Annotated in this window: 19 protein-coding genes; 13 read left to right on the top strand and 6 right to left on the bottom strand. The window is 65.4% G+C overall.

Going from position 1 to position 20,030, the window contains the following annotated elements; translation table 11 throughout:
• The first annotated feature begins 14 nt into the window (after positions 1 to 14).
• Both AO057_RS14470 and AO057_RS14465 read left to right on the top strand, forming a co-directional pair.
• Positions 15 to 3,809: a tetratricopeptide repeat protein gene (locus AO057_RS14470; RefSeq protein WP_057676613.1), complete on the top strand. Its 3,795-nt coding sequence runs from the start codon at positions 15 to 17 to the stop codon at positions 3,807 to 3,809.
• Positions 3,810 to 3,968: 159 nt separating this feature from the next.
• Positions 3,969 to 4,364: a hypothetical protein gene (locus tag AO057_RS14465; RefSeq protein ID WP_057676612.1), complete on the top strand. Its 396-nt coding sequence runs from the start codon at positions 3,969 to 3,971 to the stop codon at positions 4,362 to 4,364.
• A 12-nt stretch (positions 4,365 to 4,376) separates the two neighbouring features.
• On the opposite strand, the gene AO057_RS14460 is transcribed toward AO057_RS14465, so the two are convergent.
• Both AO057_RS14460 and AO057_RS14455 read right to left on the bottom strand, forming a co-directional pair.
• The gene (locus AO057_RS14460; RefSeq protein ID WP_057676611.1) at positions 4,377 to 5,195 is read right to left on the bottom strand and encodes an alpha/beta fold hydrolase; all 819 of its coding nucleotides are present in this window, start codon (positions 5,193 to 5,195) and stop codon (positions 4,377 to 4,379) included.
• Complete coding sequence (locus AO057_RS14455) at positions 5,195 to 6,496, bottom strand: O-acetylhomoserine aminocarboxypropyltransferase (protein WP_057676610.1); 1,302 nt, start codon at positions 6,494 to 6,496, stop codon at positions 5,195 to 5,197. The genes AO057_RS14460 and AO057_RS14455 overlap by 1 nt, the downstream gene beginning before the upstream one ends.
• Positions 6,497 to 6,643: 147 nt before the next feature.
• Here AO057_RS14455 and AO057_RS14450 point away from each other — a divergent pair, with 147 nt between their 5' ends.
• From AO057_RS14450 to AO057_RS14430, 5 genes are read left to right on the top strand one after another with little or no spacing between them, the layout of a single operon-like run.
• Positions 6,644 to 7,102 (top strand): CBS domain-containing protein, encoded by a 459-nt coding sequence (locus AO057_RS14450; protein WP_057676609.1) that lies wholly within the window; start codon positions 6,644 to 6,646, stop codon positions 7,100 to 7,102.
• A gap of 40 nt (positions 7,103 to 7,142) precedes the next feature.
• Entirely contained in the window at positions 7,143 to 8,237 is a 1,095-nt protein-coding gene (gene aroC, locus AO057_RS14445) for a chorismate synthase (RefSeq protein ID WP_057676608.1), read from the top strand.
• Between the two features lie 3 nt (positions 8,238 to 8,240).
• On the top strand, positions 8,241 to 8,987 hold the full coding sequence (locus AO057_RS14440; RefSeq protein ID WP_057676607.1) for a class II aldolase/adducin family protein: 747 nt from the start codon (positions 8,241 to 8,243) through the stop codon (positions 8,985 to 8,987).
• Positions 8,887 to 9,192 (top strand): 4-oxalocrotonate tautomerase, encoded by a 306-nt coding sequence (locus AO057_RS18515; RefSeq protein WP_371258276.1) that lies wholly within the window; start codon positions 8,887 to 8,889, stop codon positions 9,190 to 9,192. Before AO057_RS14440 ends, AO057_RS18515 begins: the two co-directional genes overlap by 101 nt.
• Before the next feature lie 12 nt (positions 9,193 to 9,204).
• Complete coding sequence (locus tag AO057_RS14430) at positions 9,205 to 10,401, top strand: MFS transporter (protein WP_057676605.1); 1,197 nt, start codon at positions 9,205 to 9,207, stop codon at positions 10,399 to 10,401.
• Positions 10,402 to 10,406: 5 nt separating this feature from the next.
• Here AO057_RS14430 and AO057_RS14425 read toward each other — a convergent pair whose 3' ends face one another.
• From AO057_RS14425 to AO057_RS14415, 3 genes are all read right to left on the bottom strand, one after another.
• On the bottom strand, positions 10,407 to 12,071 hold the full coding sequence (locus AO057_RS14425; RefSeq protein ID WP_057676604.1) for a tetratricopeptide repeat protein: 1,665 nt from the start codon (positions 12,069 to 12,071) through the stop codon (positions 10,407 to 10,409).
• Between the two features lie 183 nt (positions 12,072 to 12,254).
• Complete coding sequence (locus AO057_RS14420) at positions 12,255 to 12,845, bottom strand: nitroreductase family protein (RefSeq protein WP_082605574.1); 591 nt, start codon at positions 12,843 to 12,845, stop codon at positions 12,255 to 12,257.
• A gap of 5 nt (positions 12,846 to 12,850) precedes the next feature.
• Positions 12,851 to 14,137: an amidase gene (locus tag AO057_RS14415; RefSeq protein WP_057676603.1), complete on the bottom strand. Its 1,287-nt coding sequence runs from the start codon at positions 14,135 to 14,137 to the stop codon at positions 12,851 to 12,853.
• 79 nt (positions 14,138 to 14,216) lie between these two features.
• Here AO057_RS14415 and aroQ point away from each other — a divergent pair, with 79 nt between their 5' ends.
• The 4 genes from aroQ (at position 14,217) to AO057_RS14395 (ending at position 17,353) form a co-directional block, all read left to right on the top strand.
• On the top strand, positions 14,217 to 14,672 hold the full coding sequence (aroQ, locus tag AO057_RS14410; protein ID WP_205630035.1) for a type II 3-dehydroquinate dehydratase: 456 nt from the start codon (positions 14,217 to 14,219) through the stop codon (positions 14,670 to 14,672).
• Positions 14,672 to 16,045 (top strand): prephenate-dependent tRNA uridine(34) hydroxylase TrhP, encoded by a 1,374-nt coding sequence (yegQ, locus tag AO057_RS14405; protein ID WP_057676602.1) that lies wholly within the window; start codon positions 14,672 to 14,674, stop codon positions 16,043 to 16,045. The genes aroQ and yegQ overlap by 1 nt, the downstream gene beginning before the upstream one ends.
• A 13-nt stretch (positions 16,046 to 16,058) precedes the next feature.
• Positions 16,059 to 16,484 (top strand): alternative ribosome rescue aminoacyl-tRNA hydrolase ArfB, encoded by a 426-nt coding sequence (arfB, locus tag AO057_RS14400; RefSeq protein ID WP_057676601.1) that lies wholly within the window; start codon positions 16,059 to 16,061, stop codon positions 16,482 to 16,484.
• 119 nt (positions 16,485 to 16,603) lie between these two features.
• A complete protein-coding gene (locus tag AO057_RS14395; protein WP_057676600.1) occupies positions 16,604 to 17,353 on the top strand; it encodes a hypothetical protein in 750 nt (249 codons plus the stop codon).
• 443 nt (positions 17,354 to 17,796) lie between these two features.
• On the opposite strand, the gene AO057_RS14390 is transcribed toward AO057_RS14395, so the two are convergent.
• Positions 17,797 to 18,156, bottom strand: coding sequence for a hypothetical protein (locus tag AO057_RS14390; protein WP_205630034.1), 360 nt, complete (start codon positions 18,154 to 18,156; stop codon positions 17,797 to 17,799).
• Positions 18,157 to 18,645: 489 nt separating this feature from the next.
• Between AO057_RS14390 and AO057_RS14385 the strand changes: the two genes are divergently transcribed.
• Together AO057_RS14385 and AO057_RS14380 are read left to right on the top strand one after the other, a co-directional pair.
• A complete protein-coding gene (locus AO057_RS14385; protein WP_057676599.1) occupies positions 18,646 to 19,182 on the top strand; it encodes a hypothetical protein in 537 nt (178 codons plus the stop codon).
• 147 nt (positions 19,183 to 19,329) lie between these two features.
• Positions 19,330 to 19,995: a DsbA family oxidoreductase gene (locus AO057_RS14380; protein WP_057676598.1), complete on the top strand. Its 666-nt coding sequence runs from the start codon at positions 19,330 to 19,332 to the stop codon at positions 19,993 to 19,995.
• Positions 19,996 to 20,030 lie beyond the last annotated feature (35 nt).

Raw genomic sequence — 20,030 nt, 5'->3', positions numbered from 1 at the left:
AGAGGACAGACACCATGCGTCTTTTCACCATCGCCGCCCTGGCCCTGCTGCTGCAGGGCACCGTCCTGGCGCAGAACGCTGCGCCCAGCCGGGTCGAATATGTGCGTTTCCTGCAGGCCACGGAGACCCGCAAGCTGCTGGGCATGGGCGGCAACCGCCTCTACGTGGTCCGCAAGAGCGGCCAGGTCGATGTACTCGATGCCGGCCAGAACGGCCAGGTCCTGCTCAGCCTGCAGGCCAGGGATGCCGCAGGCCGCGCCTTGCTGGAACAGCCCGAAGCGGTCGCGGTGTCCGAGGACACCGTCTACGTGGTCGATGGTGGTGAGAGCCGTGTGGTCATGTACGGGCTGGACGGCAAGTACAAGGGCCGCTTCGGCGGCCGCGGCAGCGAGGGCGGCCTGTCCTCCGCGCAGGGCATCTTCGTGGCCGGCGGCATCGTCTACGTGGCCGACACCGGCAACAGCCGCATCCAGATGTACGGGGACAACGGCGTCTTCCTCGGCACCCTGCCCATCGCGAGCGCTCCCGCCAACAGGGGCCTGGACGACAGCAAGGTGCCCTACAAGCTGGACAAGCCGGTGGCCGTGGCGGTGGACCCGCAGGGCCAGATCTACGTGCTCGATGCCGCCGGCGGCCTGTTCAGCGACCGCTCCCAGGTCAAGGTTTACGCGCAGGACGGCAGCCATCTGCGCCTGCTGCCCAAGAACGGCAAGCCGGTGGCCCTGCAGATGGCGCATGACGGCGTCTTCGTCGCCGATGCCGAAGGCTATGCCGTCCAGAAATACGACGCCAGCGGACGTATGGTCAGCTACTTCGGCTCGCGTGGCGACGGGCGCGCCCAGTTCCAGAGCCTGAGCGGCCTGGCGCTGGCCGGCAGCGACGTCTACGTGGGCGACCGCGAGCGCGGCCTGGTGCACCACTTCCGTACCGGCGCGGCACCCGCCAGCGCGCTCACGCCGCGGCAGACCGCCGTGCCCTATGTGCGCTGGCAGCAGAGCCTGAACGTGGCCGCCGGCCGCATGGCCTGGGACGGCAAGGACACGCTGTTTGCGGTGGCGCGTGACAAGCCGGCCCTGCTGCGCCTGAAGGACGGCGCCGTGCAGGAGATGCCGCTCAAGGACGTGAATCCCACGGCCCTGGCCTTCGACAAGAGCGGCGCCCTGTGGGTGCTGGAGCGCAACCGCGCGCGCCTGCACAAGCTCGACACCGCCGGCAACCCGGCGCTGACGGTGGGCAGCAGCGGCAGCCGCAACGGCCAGCTCGACGAGCCGGGCGATTTCGTCATCGCCAGCGACGGCAGCCTGTACGTGGCCGACAGCGGCAATGGCCGCATCCAGGGTTTCAGTGCCGACGGCGTGTTCTTCAAGCTGATCAACAAGGGGGTGAGCGAGGAGTTGCGCCGCCCGGCGGCGCTGGCCATCGATGCGCAGGACCAGCTCTACGTGCTCGACACCAGCCGCAACGCCATCACGGTCTATTCCGCCGCGGGCGAGCCGCTGCGCGAGTTCGGCAACGACCCCGCGCGCGAGGCCGAGAAGCTCAGCCGCCCCGTGGCCCTGCTGGCCACGCAGGAAGAGCTGTTCGTGCTGGACAGCGATCGCGTGCGCGTCTACAGCTTCGAGGGGCGCCAGTTGCGCAGCTTCGCCGCCCCCGGCAAGGAGAACGGCGAACTCTCCGAGGCCGAAGCCATGGCCCTGCGCGATGCCAGCAGCTTCTACATCGCCGAGCGCGGCAGCCCGCGGGTGCAGCTGTTCAGCACGCAGTACAAACCGCGCGCGCCGCAGCAGCTGGTGGCGCAGCCGGCGGTGCATGCCGTGGAGTTGCGCTGGGCCACTTCCCCGCTGGCCTATGTGAGCCAGTACCACGTCTACCGCGCGGCCAGCGAGGCCGGGCCCTTTGTGCGCATCGGCAGCAGCCCGAACGCGCAGTACAGCGACGCCCAGCTCAAGCCCGACCAGACCTTCCACTACCGCGTGGCGGCCACCACGGCCAGTGGCCAGGAAGGCTTGGCCGGCCCGGTCGTGGCCGGCGCGGCGCTCAAGTACACCCCGCCACCCCTGCAGGAGGTCAAGGCAGAGGCCACCACGGCGCGCGTGCGCATCAGCTGGAAGGCGCTGGACGCCAGGCTGGTCACCGGCTATGTGGTCTACCAGAAGGAGGGCGAGAAATTCAACAAGCTGGCCGAGACGACCACGCCCGAGTTCCAGCGCGACAACCTCAACCCCGGCACGGCCTACACCTTCTGGCTGGCGGCACGCAGCGTGGACGGCGTGGAGTCCGAGAAGCAGGCCGTGGCGGCCAGCACCCAGGCCGACAACCGCGCGCCGCTGGAGATCGACGCCGGCCAGCTGCACAACGTCTTCTCCAACAGCTACAAGCTCTACGAGAAGGACGGTGTGGGCGCCATCAAGCTGGTCAACAACACACGCTCGACCATGAATGACATCAAGGTCAGCTTCGTGCTCAACAACTTCATGGACTTCCCGACCGAGCAGCGCATTGCGGAGCTGGCGCCGGGCGCCAGCCGCGAGGTCGTGCTCAAGGCCGTGTTCAACAACAACATCCTCACGCTGACCGAAGACACCCCCGTGCAGGCCAAGCTGGAGGCCAGCTACTTCGAGAACGGCCAGCCCCGGGTCTACAGCCAGATCAAGACCATCAACATCTACGACAAGCACCGCATGGGCTGGGACGAGCGCGGCCGGTATGCCGCCTTCGTCACGCCCAAGGACCCGCTGCTGATCAACTTCTCGCGCTCGGTGGCCTCCGAGTTCGGCGCCAACAAGGAGCCCACCCAGCTGGCCGCGGCGCTCTTCAACACCCTGGGTGCCCTGGGCGTGACCTATGTGCAGGACCCGATCAACCCCTACCAGGTGACGTCCAACAAGGTCGACTACGTGGACTACATCCAGTACCCGCGCGAGACCATCCAGCGCCGCTCGGGCGACTGTGACGACCTGGTGGCCTTGTACTCGGCCGCCCTGGAGAGCCTGGGCATCCCCACGCGCGTGCTGCTGGTGCCCGGCCACATGCTCATGATGTTTGCCACCGGCGTGGAAGCCAGCTCCGACGGCTACACCATGAACGACATGTACGTGGTCCACGAGGGCATGTTGTGGATCCCGGTCGAGGCCACGCTGGTGGGCAAGTCCTTCATCAAGGCCTGGGAAACCGGTGCCGCCACCTATTACCGCGAGAAGGGCAAGGAGGGCTTTGCCATCTTCGACGTGCACGAGGCCTGGGAGAAGTTCAAGCCCGCCGGCCTGCCTGAGGACCCCTGGCGCGCGCCGGTGGTGGGGCGCGATGTGATCGAGCGCAACTTCCCCGGCGACCTGCTGTCGGTGCTCAAGATCAGTTCGCAGACCATGACGCGCCGCTACCTGCAGGCCATCCAGAAAAACCCGGCCGACATGGACGCGCACCTGCAGACCGGCATCATCCTGGCGCGCCAGGGCGACCGCGCCGAGGCGCGCAAGTACTTCCGCAAGGTGGTCGACAACCAGCCGCGCAATGCCGCCGCGCTCAACAACCTGGGCAATCTGCACATGCTGGACAGCCAGTACGCCGACGCGCAGAAGTATTACGCCGATGCGGCCAAGGCCGACCCGAAAGACCCGGAGATCCTGGTCAACCTGGCCCAGGCCTACAAGGCCGGCAAGAACGTGGACAAGGCCAAGGAGGCTTTCACGCAGGCGCAGAAGGTGGACCCGGCCATGGCCAACAAGTACAAGGCGCTGGGCCTGGAGCTGCTGAACGCCATGTCCTCTTCCAGGGCCAGGCCGGCGGCAGCGGCGCGTGAGAAAAAATAAGCTGCCAGGCGGACATGAAAGCCGGCACTATTGCGCAAGTCATGCGCACAGCCGGCTTGAATTCAGGGCGCTTGCGCCCATACTTTGTAAGCGTGGTGGGTATCGACGCCGTTCAGGTGTCATGCCACGGGTGCCGCAGTGGCACGAAGGAGTGAGGTCATGAAGAAGTTGATCACTGCCCTGCTGGCCCTGAGCCTGCTTGGCGCCCATGCCCAGAGCGGCGGCCAGGGGGACTCCTGGACCGGTTTCTGGGAGCGGCTGCGCATGAAGATCGAGCAGATGACGCCGCAGAAAAAGCTGGGCAGCACCACCGCCGTGGGCGGGGTGCGTGGCGCGGCCGTCGAGGCCACCGACGTCTACTGGAAGGGCGAGGCCAAGCCCCAGTCGATCGATGCCGACGAGCTCAGCGCGTTCCAGAAGGCCATGGCCCTGGTCGAGGCCGAGCAGAAGGCCCAGGCCCAGGCCGCTTTTGCCGAGTTCACCAAGACCTACCCCAACAGCCCGCTCAAGGCCGACGCCGACCAGATCATGGCGCGTCTGATGGCCGGCAAATAAGCGCCGCGGCCTTCAGCGCCGCAGGAAGTCCCGGATCGCGGCCAGTGTCTCGTCCGGCGTTTCCGTCATCTGGTGGTGGCCCACGGGCAGGCTGACCACCTCCACCTTTTTCCCGCTCTCTCGGGCCTTGGCGATCAGGCCCTGTGCCGCCTTCGGGCTCGTCATCTGGTCCATGCTGCCCAGCAGGAAGAGCACCGGGCAGCTGATTTGCGCCACGGCCTGTTCGCCATTTGCATAACGGTCACAGGCCTGGAAGCCGCGGTGGAAGACGTTGACGGCGGGGTTGCTGGCCAGCACGCGCCGGCCCAGGGCGAGGCTGCTGCCGTAGATCCAGGTGCCCGGCCCCAGCGAGGAGGGGGGCGCGGCCAGGGTGCTGCGTGAGAAGACGTTGATCATCTTCAGGGCCTTTTCAGGCTCGTTCAGCGAGGCGTCCAGCAGGGCCTGCGAGACCTTCATGGGGTAGGCCGTGCCCACCAGCACCAGGTGGCTGATGCGCTCCTTCAGTCGCGCGGCGGCTTCAAGTGCGATCAGCGAGCCCCAGCTATGACCCACCAGGGCGGCACACTGCAGGCCGGCGGCGTCGAGCAGGGCGGCGATGAAACCCGCCGCCTCTTCCACCGAGGCCGGGGCCTCGCCCGCGCTGCGGCAGTGGCCCGGCAAGTCCACGGCCAGCACGTTCCAGCCGTGGTTGGCCAGGTAACGGCTCTGCAGGCCCCAGACGCTGTGGTCGTTCACCACGCCGTGGATCATCACGACCGTGGGCTTGGCCGGGTCGAACGTCTTGCCACCGGTGTAGCAGTAGCTGGGTGCGCCGTTGACGGTGAGTTTCATCATGCACCTGCCTTTTCAGCCGCCTTGAGCGCGCGCTTGAGGTCTTCGATCAGGTCATCCGGGTCTTCCAGGCCGATGGACAGGCGGATCGTGCCCTGCGTGATGCCGGCGCCGGCCAGGGCCTCGTCGCTCATGCGGAAGTGGGTGGTGCTGGCCGGGTGGATCACCAGGCTGCGGCAGTCGCCCACATTGGCCAGGTGGCTGAAGAGCTTGAGGGATTCGATGAAGGCCTTGCCCTGCTCCCGGTTGCCCTTGAGGTCGAAGCTGAACACCGAACCGGCGCCGCGCGGCAGCAGCTTTTGGGCCAGCGCATGGCTGGGGTGGCTCTCCAGCAGCGGGTGACCCACACGCGACACAAAAGGCTGGCTGGCCAGGAACGCCACCACCTTCTCCGTGTTGCTCATGTGGCGCGCCATGCGCAGCGGCAGCGTCTCGATGCCCTGCAGGATCAGCCAGGCCGTGTGCGGGCTCATGCAGGCGCCGAAGTCGCGCAGGCCCTCGCGCCGCGCGCGCAGCAGGAAGGCGCCGATGGTCGACTCTTCGGTGAAGACCATGTTGTGGAAACCGTCGTAGGCCTGGCTCAGCTCGGCAAATTTCCCCGACCGGTCCCAGTCGAAGCTGCCACCGTCCACCACCACGCCGCCGATCACCGTGCCGTGGCCGCTGAGGAATTTGGTGGCCGAGTGGTAGACCAGATCGGCGCCGTGCTCGAAGGGTTTGATCAGCCAGGGCGAGGTGAGGGTGGAATCCACCAGCAGCGGCACGCCGGCCTCGTGGGCGATGGCACTCACCGCGGGGATGTCCAGCACGTCGAGGCCCGGGTTGCCCACGGTCTCGCCAAAGAAGAGTTTGGTGTTCGGGCGCACGGCGGCGCGCCAGCCGTCCAGGTCACCCGGTTTCACGAAGGTGGTGTCGATGCCGAAACGCCGCAGGGTGTAGTGCAGCAGGTTCTGCGAGCCGCCGTACAGGGCCGTGCTGGCCACGATGTGCGAGCCCGCGCCCATCAGCGTGGCCACGCTCAGGTGCAGCGCGGCCTGGCCGCTGGCCACGGCGATGGCGCCGATGCCACCTTCCAGGGCCGCCATGCGTTGCTCGAAAACCGCGTTGGTCGGGTTGCTGATGCGGCTGTAGACGTGGCCGGCGCGTTCCAGGTTGAACAGCGCCGCAGCGTGGTCACTGGACTCGAAGACAAAGGAGGTCGTGAGGTGGATGGGCACCGCGCGGGCGCCCGTGGTCGGGTCGGGTGCGGCACCGGCGTGCAGCGCCAGGGTGTCGAAGCCGGGGTCGGAATAGCCGGGCATGGGTGTCTCCGCAGGTTAGAGCCTCTTCATCAGGGTAAACCGGTGTCTGCTACCGGTTGACCTGCGCGGGCATTAGCGTTTGAATGGTGACATTGTGGGCTATATTCATCGCAAACCGAGCCACATTGGCGTCACGAGGAGCACATCATGAAAGTCAGCGACATCCTGCGCGTCAAGGGCAGCACCCTGTACACCGTGACCCCCGAGGAGCCGCTGGGCAAGGCGCTGGATGCCATGGCCGAGAAAGACATCGGCTCGCTGGTGGTCATGGAGCACGGCGACCTGGTGGGCATGCTGACCTTCCGCGAAGTCATCCAGCAGGTGGTGAAGAACAGGGGCAGCGTGGGCACGACGCTGGTGCGCACCGCCATGGACGACGCGCCCCTGACCTGCACCATGGAAACCGAGCTCGACGAGGTGCGCCGCATGATGCTGGACCGCCACGCGCGTTACATGCCCGTGATGGACAAGAAGATGCTCATGGGCGTGATCAGCTTCTACGACGTGGCCAAGGCCGTGGTCGACAGCCAGAATTTCGAGAACAAGATGCTCAAGGCCTACATCCGCGACTGGCCGGAGGACGACGTGCCGGATTCGAAATTCTGAACGCCACCTGGCATCTCCCGCTCTGGGATAATCCCATCCCATGAGCGGCAATACCTTCGGACACCTCTTCACCGTCACCAACTTCGGTGAATCCCACGGCCCGGCCATCGGCTGCGTGATCGACGGCTGCCCGCCCGGCATGTCACTCAGCGAGGCCGACATCCAGCCCGACCTGGACCGCCGCCGCCCCGGTACCTCCAAGTTCGTGACCCAGCGCAACGAGCCCGACGCGGTGGAGATCATCTCCGGCGTGTATGAGGGCAAGACCACGGGCACGCCGATCTGCCTGCTCATCAGGAACACCGACCAGCGCAGCAAGGACTACGGCCAGATCCTGCAGACCTTCCGCCCTGGCCACGCCGACTACAGCTACTGGCGCAAGTACGGCATCCGCGACCCGCGCGGCGGTGGCCGTTCCTCGGCCCGTCTGACCGCGCCCATGGTGGCTGCCGGCGCCGTGGCCAAGAAATGGCTGAAGGAAAAGTTCGGCACCGAGTTCCGCGGCTGCATGACGCAGATCGGCGAGCAGGTCATTCCCTTCGAGTCCTGGTCGCACGTGCCGAACAACCCCTTCTTTGCCCCGGCCGCCGACGTGTCCGCGCTGGAGAGTTATATGGAAGCGCTGCGCAAGTCGGGCGACTCCTGCGGCGCACGCCTGCGTGTGACCGCCACGAACATGCCTGTGGGCCTGGGCGAGCCGCTGTTCGACAAGCTCGACGCCGACATTGCCTACGCCATGATGGGTATCAACGCTGTCAAGGGTGTGGAGATCGGCTACGGTTTTGCCAGCGTGGCCGACAAGGGCAGCACGCACGGCGATGCGCTCACACCCAACGGTTTCAAGGGCAACAAGGCCGGCGGCGTGCTGGGCGGCATCAGCACCGGGCAGGACCTGGAAGTCTCCATCGCCGTCAAGCCCACGAGTTCCATCCTGCAGCCGCGCGAGTCCATCGACACGGCAGGGCACAGCACCGAGGTCATTACCAAGGGCCGCCACGACCCCTGTGTGGGCATCCGCGCCACGCCGATTGCCGAGGCCATGCTGGCCCTGGTGGTGATGGACCATGCGCTGCGGCACCGCGCCCAGTGCGGTGACGTGCAGCTGCCGATCGACCCCATCCCCGGCTCCGTTTAAACCATGGCCGCCAGGATGACCGAGGCCGAACGCGCCACGCGCATCGATCTGGCCGCGGCCTACCGCCTGGCCGCGCTCAACGGCTGGGACGACACCATCTACACCCACATCTCCGCGGCCGTTCCGGACGAGCAGGGCGCCTACCTGATCAATCCCTACGGCCTGCTGTTCGAGGAGGTCTGTGCGTCCAATCTGGTCAAGGTCAATACCCGCGGCGAGAAGCTCGACGATTCGCCCTACAGCGTGAACCCCACGGGTTTTGCGATCCACGGCGCCATCCATGCGGCGCGTGCCAGCGCACGCTGCGTGCTGCACCTGCATACCGAATGGGGCCTGGCCCTGGCCATGCTGCCCGGCGGCCTGCTGCCCACCACCCAGCACGCCATGCGCCTGTTTCAGCGCCTGGGCCACCACACCTACGAGGGCCTGGCCCTGAGTAAGCCCGAGGGGCAACGCCTGGTGCAGAACCTCGGTGAACTCGATGGCCTGATCCTGGAAAACCATGGCACCCTGACCGTGGGCCGCACCGTGGCCGAGGCCTATATGCTCATGCACCACCTGGAGCGCGCCGCGCGCGCCCAATTGCGTGCCATGGCCGCTACCGCAGGCCGCGTGCTTGTCGCCAGTGACGAGGTGGCCGCCAGGACGTATGCCCAGTGGACCGGCGACGGCAGCGAACGCGACGGCGATGCTGAATGGCCGGCGCTGCTGCGCAAGCTCGACAAGATCGATCCCACCTACCGCAACTGAAGAGGAGAAAACCATGCCCACCATCCGCGTCGACATGTTCGAAGGCCGTACGCCCGAGCAGAAGCGTGAATTCGTCAAGGCCCTGACCGAGGCCACCGTCAAGGCCCTGGGCACCTCGCCCGAAGCCGTGGACGTGATCCTCACCGACATCAAGAAGTCCGACTGGGCCACCGGTGGTGTGCTCTGGAGCGAGCAGAAGAAATAAGGGGCGCTCCTCGTGCCGAGCGTGCGCCGCCACCTGCTGCCTTTCTCGGCCCTGTCGGCGAGTTATTTCGCGCACATCGGTTTCTTCAACCCCTACCTGCCGCTCTGGCTCAAGGACCGGGGTTACAGCCTGCTGGTCATCAGCCTGTTGACGGCGGTGCCCGCGGTCACCCGCCTGGTCGGGCCCTATGCCTGGGGTGCCCTGAGCGACCACACGGGTGAACGCGTCAAGCTGCTGCGTTATGCGGCCACCACCGCGCTGATCGTATCGCTGGGCCTGTGGGTCGAGGCGGGGGTAGCCTGGCTGGCCGGGGTGCTTTTCCTGATGTTCCTGCACACCAGCGCCATGATGCCCATGAGCGAGGCGGCCATGGCGCATCTGGTGAGTGCCGGCGGTGCTTTCGATGCCAAGCGTTACGGCCGGGTGCGCCTGTGGGGTTCGCTGGGTTTCCTGGTCACCGTGTTCACGGCCGGCGCCTGGTTCGAGCACTACGGCATGGGCCATTTCCCGGCCTGGACCGTGGTTTCCATGGCCCTGGTGGTGGGCTGCGTCTGGTGGCTGCCCGACCTCAAGGAAGAGCTGCACCCGCATGAGCAGAAGCGCCCGCTGCTGCCCATCCTGCGCCAGCGGCCGGTGCAGTGGTTCTTCGCCTCGGCCTTTTTCCATGTGCTGGCGCACATGGGTGTCTACATCTACTTCTCGCTGCACCTCGATGCGCTGGGCTACAGCAAGACCGTGATCGGTCTGATGTGGGGCATCTCGGTGGTGGTGGAGATCGTCTGGTTCTACACCCAGAGCCGCTGGCTGCCGCTGATCAGCCTGAGCGGCTGGCTGCTGCTGTGCGCCGCGCTCACGGTGCTGCGCATGGGCATGACAGCCGGTGGGGCGGCGCTGTGGCCGGTGCTGCTGCTGGCGCAGTGCCTGCACGCCTTCACCTTTGCCGCGCACCACGCGGTCTGCATCGCGCTGCTGTCACACCATTTCCCGGGCAGCCTGCGCGGGCGCGGCCAGGCGCTGTACACCGTGCTGGCCTATGGCGTGCCCGGCGTGCTGGGCGGCCTGGCCGGTGGCCTGCTGACCAGCCACCTGGGCCTGGCCAGTGTGTTCTGGGCCGGGCTGGTGTGCGCTGCGCTGGCCACGTTCAGTGCCTGGCAGGTCTGGCGCCATTTGCATGGCCCGGTGGCCCGGATATCAGGCCGACGCAATTGACTCGGTCAGAGGCGCTGCCCCTGATGGCCGCCCAAGGCTTCGAGCAATTTTCGATTGCCGATACTTTTTGCGTGATCAATGGCCGTCATATCCTGGTACTTGATTTTTGTGTAGTCGACGCCGGATTGGCGTAGCAGCCTAATTCCCGGATAGTCTTCGGCTAGCACCGGAATCAAGGACAGGGGGATTTCCGATGGCCCGATCACAAGGTTGGATCGCGCTTGCAGCCGCAACAACCTTCTGGCGGTGTCGTGGTCTTTGTTGGATAGGGCATAGGCCAGGGCCGTCATCTTGCGGTTGTCCATCTGATCAATCGGCTCACCTACGCCTTGCAACGCCTTCAGGGCTTTCACGGTGTGATCGCTGCTTGCAAGCTGGTAGATCAGCCTGATGCCTGAGGGAAAGACCACTCGGGCGCGATTCAGCAGTTCCGTCTGTTCCGTCGCAGGTGCCTCGGCCCAGCTCACGTAATGGGCAAGGCCCAGGATCTCTCTGGGATTCGGCTCCTCGCAGGTCCCTGGAGCTGTCTGGCCGGCGAGTTCGGCAGCGCGAGCGACGTTACCTCGTCTCATCAACATGAATTGTGCGAACTCGGCGCCATAGCAGGCAACGGAGCCGTAATCCGCGTAGCGCTTCTCGTAAAGCGACTCCGCCAGATCCAGCTGGCTCTTCTTGTCCAGTATCTTTAAAAGCTGCCAGTAAGCGTGTTTGCGTGCGCGGTCATATGCGTTGCCGGGAGGTGGTTGTTCGACCGTCCGCTGAAACATCTCTATGGCTTGTTGAGTCCTGCCTTGCAGCAGATGAAATTCGCCCCAGTCAGCCCAGAGCCAAAGATTGGGTGTGTTGGTCTTGCTGGCGGCAACAAGGAGAGGTTCCGCTTCTTTGTACCGCCCTTGGTGGGTGTAGACATAAGCCTGAAAGATCCATACGTTCGGATCTTCTGGTGCAATTTTTCGGGCCGCATCAACATATGTCTCAGATTGGCGCAGTCCTTCCGGACCCCTATTGGTTTTCATCGCTACCCGAGCCAACTCGAGATAGGCTTGATGGCGTTGAGGATATTTTTCCAGGAAAAATTCGAGCCGTTGGCGTGCTGAAAGCAGGCCGGGCGCCTCTTCCGCATCGATCAGATCGATCGTTGCGCGCAAAAAATCGTCAGCTGATTTGGTGCGCAGTTCGTCATGAATCAATGCTGTCGCATAGTCTGGCCAATTGATTTGGACAGGGGCGTTACGCGTGACGATGTCTTTGACTTGTGGGTACCATTGAACAAGCCGGATTCGAACCTGCGTTGCTGAGACGGCTTCGGTGACCGACGGCCTCTTCAGTTCTTGTGTAATGCGCTGCTTGCCGCGTTGCGCTGGCACATATGGATTGTTCTGCGGAAGTACTTTGGGCTTCAGCGGATCGCTACCGCCCAGCGTCTCTACAGTGACCGACAGGCTGGCCGGGTCTCCGGTGAAAAAATAATCGAAGCTGGCAAACCACTGCCCGCGGTCGTTTTGGCTGACCTCAATACTGGAGATACTGTTTTCACCAGGCAGTGGCTTTGACTCTGGATGCGGGAACAGCAATTGCGCCAGATGATTATCCCAAGCGACCTTGGCCGTAAAACCCAAGGACAAGACGACAAGTAGCCCTGCCAAAAAAGCGGTGCGCCTCGACTGCATTTAATTCCTCCCCATAGAAGCGTTTTTCTGTGCAGACTGTCTATGCAGTTGCTATCAAATCATAACAAGCGACAAGCTCGTGCATTCAAGGTGTGGTTTGTGGGAACTTCCTCTCTGGTTCGAGTGGGGCGCGGCGACCCGTCCGGTTTGTCCAGCAGCAACGTGGGTGTGGTGCTCCAGACCCTAGGCGCTACGCCAGGGGCCGATGCGTTTGTCGGCCTCGTCGCGCTCGCGCGGCTCCAGCCCGCGTGTGGGCGTGCCGATGCAGGTGAAGCCCACCAGCTGCTCGCCCTCTTCGCAGAAGGCCTGCACTAATGCCGGGTGCAGGCATTTGCGGCCGCTCAGGATCTTGGCCCCGAAGCCCATGCTGTGCACCGCGTTCATGAAGTTGCCCATGGCGGCGCCCACGCAGATCCACTGTTCGTGCGGCGGAACCTTGGCCACGCTCTCATCGATGCGCGCCACCCAGGCTACCAGCACCGGGCCGTTCCAGGCGCGTTCGCGTTCGGTGGCCACCTCTTCCTCGCTCTTGCCGGCATCGCGCGCGAACTGCTCGAACAGCGCGGCCAGGGCCGGGCGCTGGGCCTCGGCGATCGTGACCAGGCGCCAGGGCTGAAGGCGGCCGTGGTTTGGTGCGCGCAGTGCGGCCTGCGCTGCCAGCGCCAGTTGCTGCGCGTCGGGCCCGGGCGCCACCATCCAGCGCGGGCCCAGCGAGTGCCGGCTCAGCAGGGCGGCCAGGGCCGGGGGCAGGGTGGGTTGCAGGCGATCGTTCATGCGGTTCAGTACCTCAGGCGGTCGTGGATGCGCTGCGCCGCGGCCAGCAGCTTGTGGTCTTCACCCATGCGGCCCACCAGCTGCAGGCCCACGGGCAGCCCCTTGGCGTTGCGGGCAAAGGGCAGGTGCACGGCCGGCAGGCCCAGCAGGGACCAGCTGCGGCAGAACAGCGGGTCGCCGGTGGCGGCCAGGCCGGCCGGTGCCGCGCCCATGGTGCTGGGCGTGAGCAGCACGTCGTGCCGCTCGAACAGGGCGTCGATGCGCAGGCGCCATTCGGCCGTGCGCTGCAGCCGGGCCGCATGCGTGGCGCCGTCGATGCTGATGCCGGTATCCAGCAGGGCCACCAGCTGGGGGCTCAGGGCCTCGCGGTGGCGCAGGCGCTCGAAGCTCAGCGAACGTGCCATCTCGAAGGTCATCACGTCCTTCTGCAACTGGATCAGCTCGTCGAAGTCCTGCGGCATGGCCACGTCCTGGCAGCTGTCGCTGTTGCGGGCCAGGGCCTGCGTGGCCTGTTCCCAGGCCTTCTGTGTGTCGGCATCGGCCTGCGGCCAGGACGGCGAGGGGAACAGGCCGATGCGCAGGGTGCCGTGCTCGTGGCCTTCGAGCAGGCGCAGGTCGCCGGTGAGCACGGCGCCCAGCAGGGCCACGTCGCGCACGTCCCGGCCGAAGCCGCCGATCACATCCATCGTGGGCGAGAGGCTCTTCACCCCGGCACCGACCACGCGGCCCAGGCTGGGCTTGTAGCCCACCACGCCGCAGTAGGCGGCCGGGCGGATGATGGAGCCGGCCGTCTGCGTGCCCAGGGCCAGCGGCACCATGTGGTCGGCCACGGCGGCGGCCGAGCCGCTGGAGGAGCCGCCCGGTGTGTGCAGGGCGTTGTGCGGGTTGACGGTGGCGCCGGGGGCGAAATAGGCGAACTCGGTGGTGACGGTCTTGCCCAGCACCACGGCACCGGCCTCGCGGCACAGCGCCACACTGGCGGCATCGGCCGCCGGGCGATGGTGCGCATAGACCGCCGAGCCATAGCCCGTGGGCAGGTCGCTGGTGTCGAAGATGTCCTTCACGCCGATGGGCAGGCCGTGCAGCGGGCCGCGCACAGGGCCGGCATCGAGCGCGCGGGCCTGGGCCAGGGCCGAGACGGCGTCCAGGTGCACGAAGGCGTGGATGTCGTCGTTGCGCGCGGCCACGCGTTCGAGGCAGGCGCGCACCAGGTCTTCGGCCTTGAGTTCGCGCCGCGCCAGCAGGGTGGCGGCCTGGGCGGCGCCGAGTTCGTGCAGCTTGGGGGTGGTCATGCGGTCTTCCTCGTGATTCTTGTCGCCGAATGGTAGCCCAATGGCACAATTCAGCGATCCAAGACCGGGAAAGATTTCCATGAAAACCGCACTCGTCCTCAACGGCCCCAACCTCAACCTGCTCGGCACGCGCGAGCCGGCCGTTTATGGCTCGCAGACCCTGGCTGATGTACAGGAACTCTGCGAACGCGCCTGCGCCGCCAACGGCCTCAAGCTGGATTTCCGCCAGAGCAACCACGAAGGCGAGCTGATCGACTGGATCCACGAGGCCGGCCGCCAGCAGGCTGCCGGCAAGCTGCTGGGCGTCATCCTCAACGCCGGCGCCTACACCCATACCAGCATCGCCTTGCACGACGCCATCAAGGGCGCGGGCGTGACGCTGATCGAGCTGCATATCAGCAATGTGCACGCGCGCGAGGAGTTCCGCCACAAGTCCTGGATCTCGCCGGTGGCCAAGGCCGTGATGGCCGGTTTCGGCATCAACGGCTATGCCCTGGCCATCGCCGGCCTGGTGCAGCTGACCGAGAAGAAATGATGGCACGCAAGGCGCCCGAGCTGCTGGCCCCGGCCGGTTCACTGGCCATGCTGGAGACGGCCTTCGCCTTCGGGGCGGATGCCATCTACGCCGGCCAGCCGCGTTATTCGCTGCGCGTGCGCAACAACGATTTCGGCGACATCGAGGTGCTGAAAACCGGCATCGACCGCGCACACGAACTCGGCCGCAAGTTCTTCCTGGTGTCCAACATCTTCCCGCACGGCAACAAGGTCAAGCATTACGTGAGCAACATGGCGCCGGTGATCGCCCTGAAGCCCGACGCCATGATCATGTCCGACCCGGGCCTCATCATGCTGGTGCGCGAGACCTGGCCCGAGATGGAGATCCACCTCTCGGTGCAGGCCAATACGGTCAACTCGGCGGCGGTGAAGTTCTGGGACAAGGTGGGCGTCAAGCGCATCATCCTGTCGCGCGAGTTGTCGCTCGACCAGGTCGAGCAGATCCGCCAGGACTGCCCCGACAGCGAGCTCGAAGTCTTCGTGCACGGCGCGCTGTGCATCGCCTATTCGGGCCGTTGCCTGCTCTCGGGTTATTTCAACCACCGCGACGCCAACCAGGGCAGCTGCACCAATGCCTGCCGCTGGGACTACAAGACCCATACCGCCCAGGTGGACGCCAGCGGCGACGTGCTCCCGCCCCCGCGTGCTGCCGGCCACAGCTGCGGCCAGGGCGAGACGCTGCCCAGCGAGGCGCGTGAATCGATTTCCTATCTGCTGGAGGAAAGCAAGCGCCCCGGCGAGTTCATGCCCATCGAGGAAGACGAGCACGGCACCTATGTGATGAACTCCAAGGACCTGCGCGCCATCGAGCACATCCAGCGCCTGGTGGCCATCGGCGTCGATTCGCTCAAGATCGAGGGCCGCACCAAGAGCCCCTATTACGTGGCGCGCACCGTGCAGAGTTACCGCCAGGCCATCGATGATGCCGCCGCCGGCCGTGGCCTGGACCCGGCCCTGCTGGGTCAGCTCGAAGGCCTGGCCAACCGCGGTTACACCTCGGGCTTCTACCAGCGCCACACGCCGCAGGAAACACAGAACTACCTCAAGGGCTATTCCGAATCGGGCCGCAGCCAGTACGTGGGCGATGTCCTTGCCTTTGATGCCGCGCGCGGCCTGGCGCAGGTGCGTGTGCGCAACAAGTTTTCTGTCGGCGACCGGCTCGAACTGATCCAGCCCGCCGGCAATGTCGACTACGACATCAGCCGCATGGAAAACGCCGAAGGTCAGCCCGTGGACGTGGCCCCCGGTGACGGCCATACCGTCTGGCTGCCGCTGCCCGCGAGCGCCGTCGGCGCCTTTGTGGCGCGGTACGTGAACCTGAACGCTGGCGTGCCGGAGACAGCCGTCGTCTGAGGCGGCGCCCGCCATGTCCCAGCCCGCGCTGCTGCAGGTCGACGAGTCCGAGGTGCAGATCAGCGCGATCCGCGCCCAGGGGGCCGGCGGCCAGAACGTCAACAAGGTCTCCAGCGCGATCCACCTGCGCTTCGACATCCCCGCCTCGTCATTGCCCGACGATGTGAAGGAGCGCCTGCTGGCCCTGCGCGACAGCCGCATCACGCAGGAAGGTGTGCTGGTCCTCAAGGCCCAGCAGCACCGCAGCCAGGACCTGAACCGGCTCGACGCCTTTTCCCGCCTGCACGAGCTGGTCAACAGCGTGGCGCACGCCCCCAAGACGCGCCGCGCCACCAAGCCGACCTACGGCTCGCGCCAGCGGCGACTCGAAGGCAAGAGCCAGCGCTCCGAGACCAAGGCGCAGCGGGGTCGGGTTAGGGGCAATTCGGACGCGCATTGAGCGCACGCAGCGACTGCTCCCAGCCGGACGTGCTCATCTGCATGCCCCTTTTGGGGGATGGTGCAAGCTGACGGGCTCGCCAATAATGCGCCTTGCTGTCACCTTCCAACCACATCTCCATGGTTCTCCTGCTCTTCATTTTTTCGTTTCTCTTCTTTGCTTTCATTGCCCCACTCCAGACCACCATTGGCCTGGCTGCTTCTTTTTTGCTGGTCGTGATCACCGTGCGCCTGACAGCGCGCGAGGTATCAGGGGCGCCGGCCAGTTGGGGGGATGCTCTGCGGGCCGTGTGTTTGTCTTTTCTGTTCGTGCTGCTGGCCGGCGTCCTGGTGTTCAAGTTCTCCAGCGTCACAGGGATACGTCACTTTGGTGGCCTGGGCCTCGTGCTGCTGCTGGGGGTGTTCCTGCTGGCTTATGTTCTGGGCTTCACGTTCAGCCTGGGGATTTCGCTGGGAGCCAGTTTCTTCGTGGCTCTGTTGGCCGCCGTGGTCTCCACGGGAGTGGTGTGGGTTCTGCGCGCGCCCGCACGAGCAGCTGATCCCGTCGCCCAGCTGTCCCCGGAGCATATCCAGAGGTCCACCGCGGACTATATGAGTCGCAAGATGATGCCGATCCTGGCGCAGGAATTTCCGCGGATTGAGGCACAGTGTCCGGTTGGAGATGCCGACCTCGGCGTCCAGTTCAAGCTGGTGGGCGCGATGAAGGTGGACGGTCGCCTGTCGCAAGTGGCGGTGCACCCCCGCACCCCGTATTCGGCCTGTGTGGCTGATCACATCGAACGCATGCCTTCATGGCCGGCCCCCGACTGCCGCTGCATCTTGCCTGTGGCACTGAATTTCTCGGCGACCAAGACCCAGGGTCGCCGTTGATACAGCGGCGGCTCGAAGGCAAGAGCCAGCGCTCCGAGACCAAGGCGCAGCGGGGGCGCGTGCGCAACGGTTCGGACTCGCATTGATTTCGACTCTGAGATCGCCTGCCCTTGGTGAGGCCCACTCAACTGTGGAGGATGAACAACGCTTTCCCTGGTTGATGTAACCCACATGGGTAGGGGGATACACCCCCTTGGGAGGGTAGTTGTTGATGGGGTGTTTCGCTAGGATGCTTCGACCCAGCCTGACGTTCACTCAGAGACGGAAGTGAAACAGCAAGGCCCATAACGAAATCAACAAGCGGAGACATCACGAGAATGCGTAATTCAAAAAAAATTGCCGGTGTTTGGGTTCTTCTTTTGGGCGGTGCAACGCTCAACTGGGGTGGTGCATCCGCCCAGACCTTATCGGGCGGGGCAGATCCGTTTGATGGCCGCATTCTTCTAGCTCAATATTCCCAGGACCGCGCACGGCAGGAGCAACAGCGTCAGCAGGAGCAGCGTCAGCAAGAGCAGCGCCGCCAGGAGCAGCAGCGCCAGCAGGAGCAGCGCCGCCAGGAACAGCAACGTCAGGAGCAGCAGCGCCAGCAGGAGCAGCGCCGCCAGGAGCAGCAACGTCAGGAACAGCAGCGCCAGCAGGAGCAGCGTCAGCAAGAGCAGCGCCGTCAGGAGCAGCAACGTCAGGAACAGCAGCGCCAGCAGGAGCAGCGTCAGCAAGAGCAGCGCCGCCAGGAGCAGCAACGTCAGGAACAGCAGCGCCAGCAGGAGCAGCAGCGACGCCAGGAGCAGCGGCGCGAAGAGCAAAGAAGCAAGGCAGGTGCCGCAGAGCAGAAACAGAGGGAAGAGAGGCTCGCGGAGCAACGTCGTCGAGATGCGGAGACCAAGGCAGCAGAGCAGAGGAAGTCGGCCGCCATCCGCCCACCCGAACGTGTGCGACCTGCCGGAGAACCCATACACAATGGTTCGATTCCCGACCGCAACAATCGAGGGATTGGCACTCAGGGCAGCCTGCCTGCAAGTCGCGATACCCGGCCCTCAGTGCAAGCCCCCCCAAGCGCTGGCGCAAGGACTGACAGCCAGGGTGGCTATGCTGATCGCAGATATGCCGGTCCCAACGGACAAACCGGGTCCAGCTCCGGCAGCCCGCGGCCAGCAGCCAACCCGGTGAATACGCCGAGTGTTGCCAATGCCGCCGGTACACCCAGGTACCAGCCACAGCAGGTCACCATTCCAACATGGTCCGAGACGTGCCCTCCTGGATCCAGCCGGGCGCGGCACCCCAACGGGACGCCGATGACCGCGGGCGGCGGCGGGGCCTACTGCATCAAGGACCCACAGGCCACGTCTGCTGCTGGCGGTGGAAGCGCCGCTGGTGGCACTGCGCCACGGCAGTCGCTCACCGATGACAAGTTGGTGCCGAACACGACCAAGGGCAATTTGGCCGATCCGTCCTCGTCCACTCCCAAGAAGAAACCCATTGAGTGGGGCCCCGTTCAGCTGGAGGCGATTGCGATCTGTCGCCAGAGTCCGAAAAGCAAAAAGTGGGAATGCAATGGCGCCCTGGACAACCAGATCATTGTGGACGAACCGACGCTGGAAAGCGCCTTGGCAAGACAGCACTGCAAAGGAGGCACCTGGGCGGCTGGGGGGCCCAATTTGAAAGGCCAGCAGTGGGAAGCCTATCGCTGTGGACATACGCTCGGGGCGGGGGACTATGACGTTGCCAAGCGTTATGGACTGGTCGTGGCGCGCAGATCGTATATCTGCCCCAAGAACCAGTTGGGCGACGGCAGATGCTCCACCCCCTACGACGGGCAAGACAAGCGGTAGCACTGCGCGACGGGCATGACTCCGTTCCGCAAATGCGGACAGCCCACGGCACCTGTCGTGGGGGGCAACGTAGCTGGCAGCTCAATGGGCAATGAGCTGCCAGGCTAAATCGATGCAGGGATAATCCGGATGCTCTAGCATTACGGTATGACCACTTCCCTCAAAATCGACTTTGTCTCCGACATTGCCTGCCCCTGGTGCGCCGTCGGCCTGGGTGGCCTGGAACAGGCGCTCGAGAACCTGCTGGGCCAGGTCGATGCGCACATCAGCTTCCAGCCTTTCGAGCTCAACCCCGCCATGGGCCCCGAGGGCCAGGACATGACCGAGCACCTGACGCAGAAGTACGGCTCCACGCCCGAGCAGCAGGCACAGATCCGCGAGACCATCCGCGCGCGCGGCGCCGAGGTCGGCTTCAGCTTCAAGCCCGAGGGACGCGGGCGCATCTGGAACACCTTCGATGCGCACCGCCTGCTGCACTGGGCCGGCGAATTGGGCCTCGACAAGCAGTACGCCCTGAAGAAGGAGCTGCTCACCGCCTACCACGGCCGCGCCGAGAACGTGTCCGATGCCGAGGTGCTGGTGCGCGCCTGCCGCACGGTCGGCCTGGACGAGGCGCGGGCCCGCGAGATCCTGGGCAGTGACGAATACGCCCTGGCCGTGCGCGAGAACGAGCTGCAATGGCAGCAGGCCGGCATCAGCTCGGTGCCCGCCGTCATCGTGAATCGCCAGTACCTGATCTCGGGCGGGCAGCCCGTGGCAGCTTACGAGGACGCGCTGCGCCGCATCGCCAGCGAGATTGCCCAGGCGAACTGAAGAGCACCGACCAAACTGCAAGCGTTTGTTTCCGC

The sequence above is a fragment of the Curvibacter sp. PAE-UM genome, assembly GCF_001432305.1.
In the GTDB taxonomy this organism is placed as follows: Bacteria; Pseudomonadota; Gammaproteobacteria; order Burkholderiales; family Burkholderiaceae_C; genus Hylemonella.
This window is presented reverse-complemented; position numbering and strand designations above follow the sequence as displayed.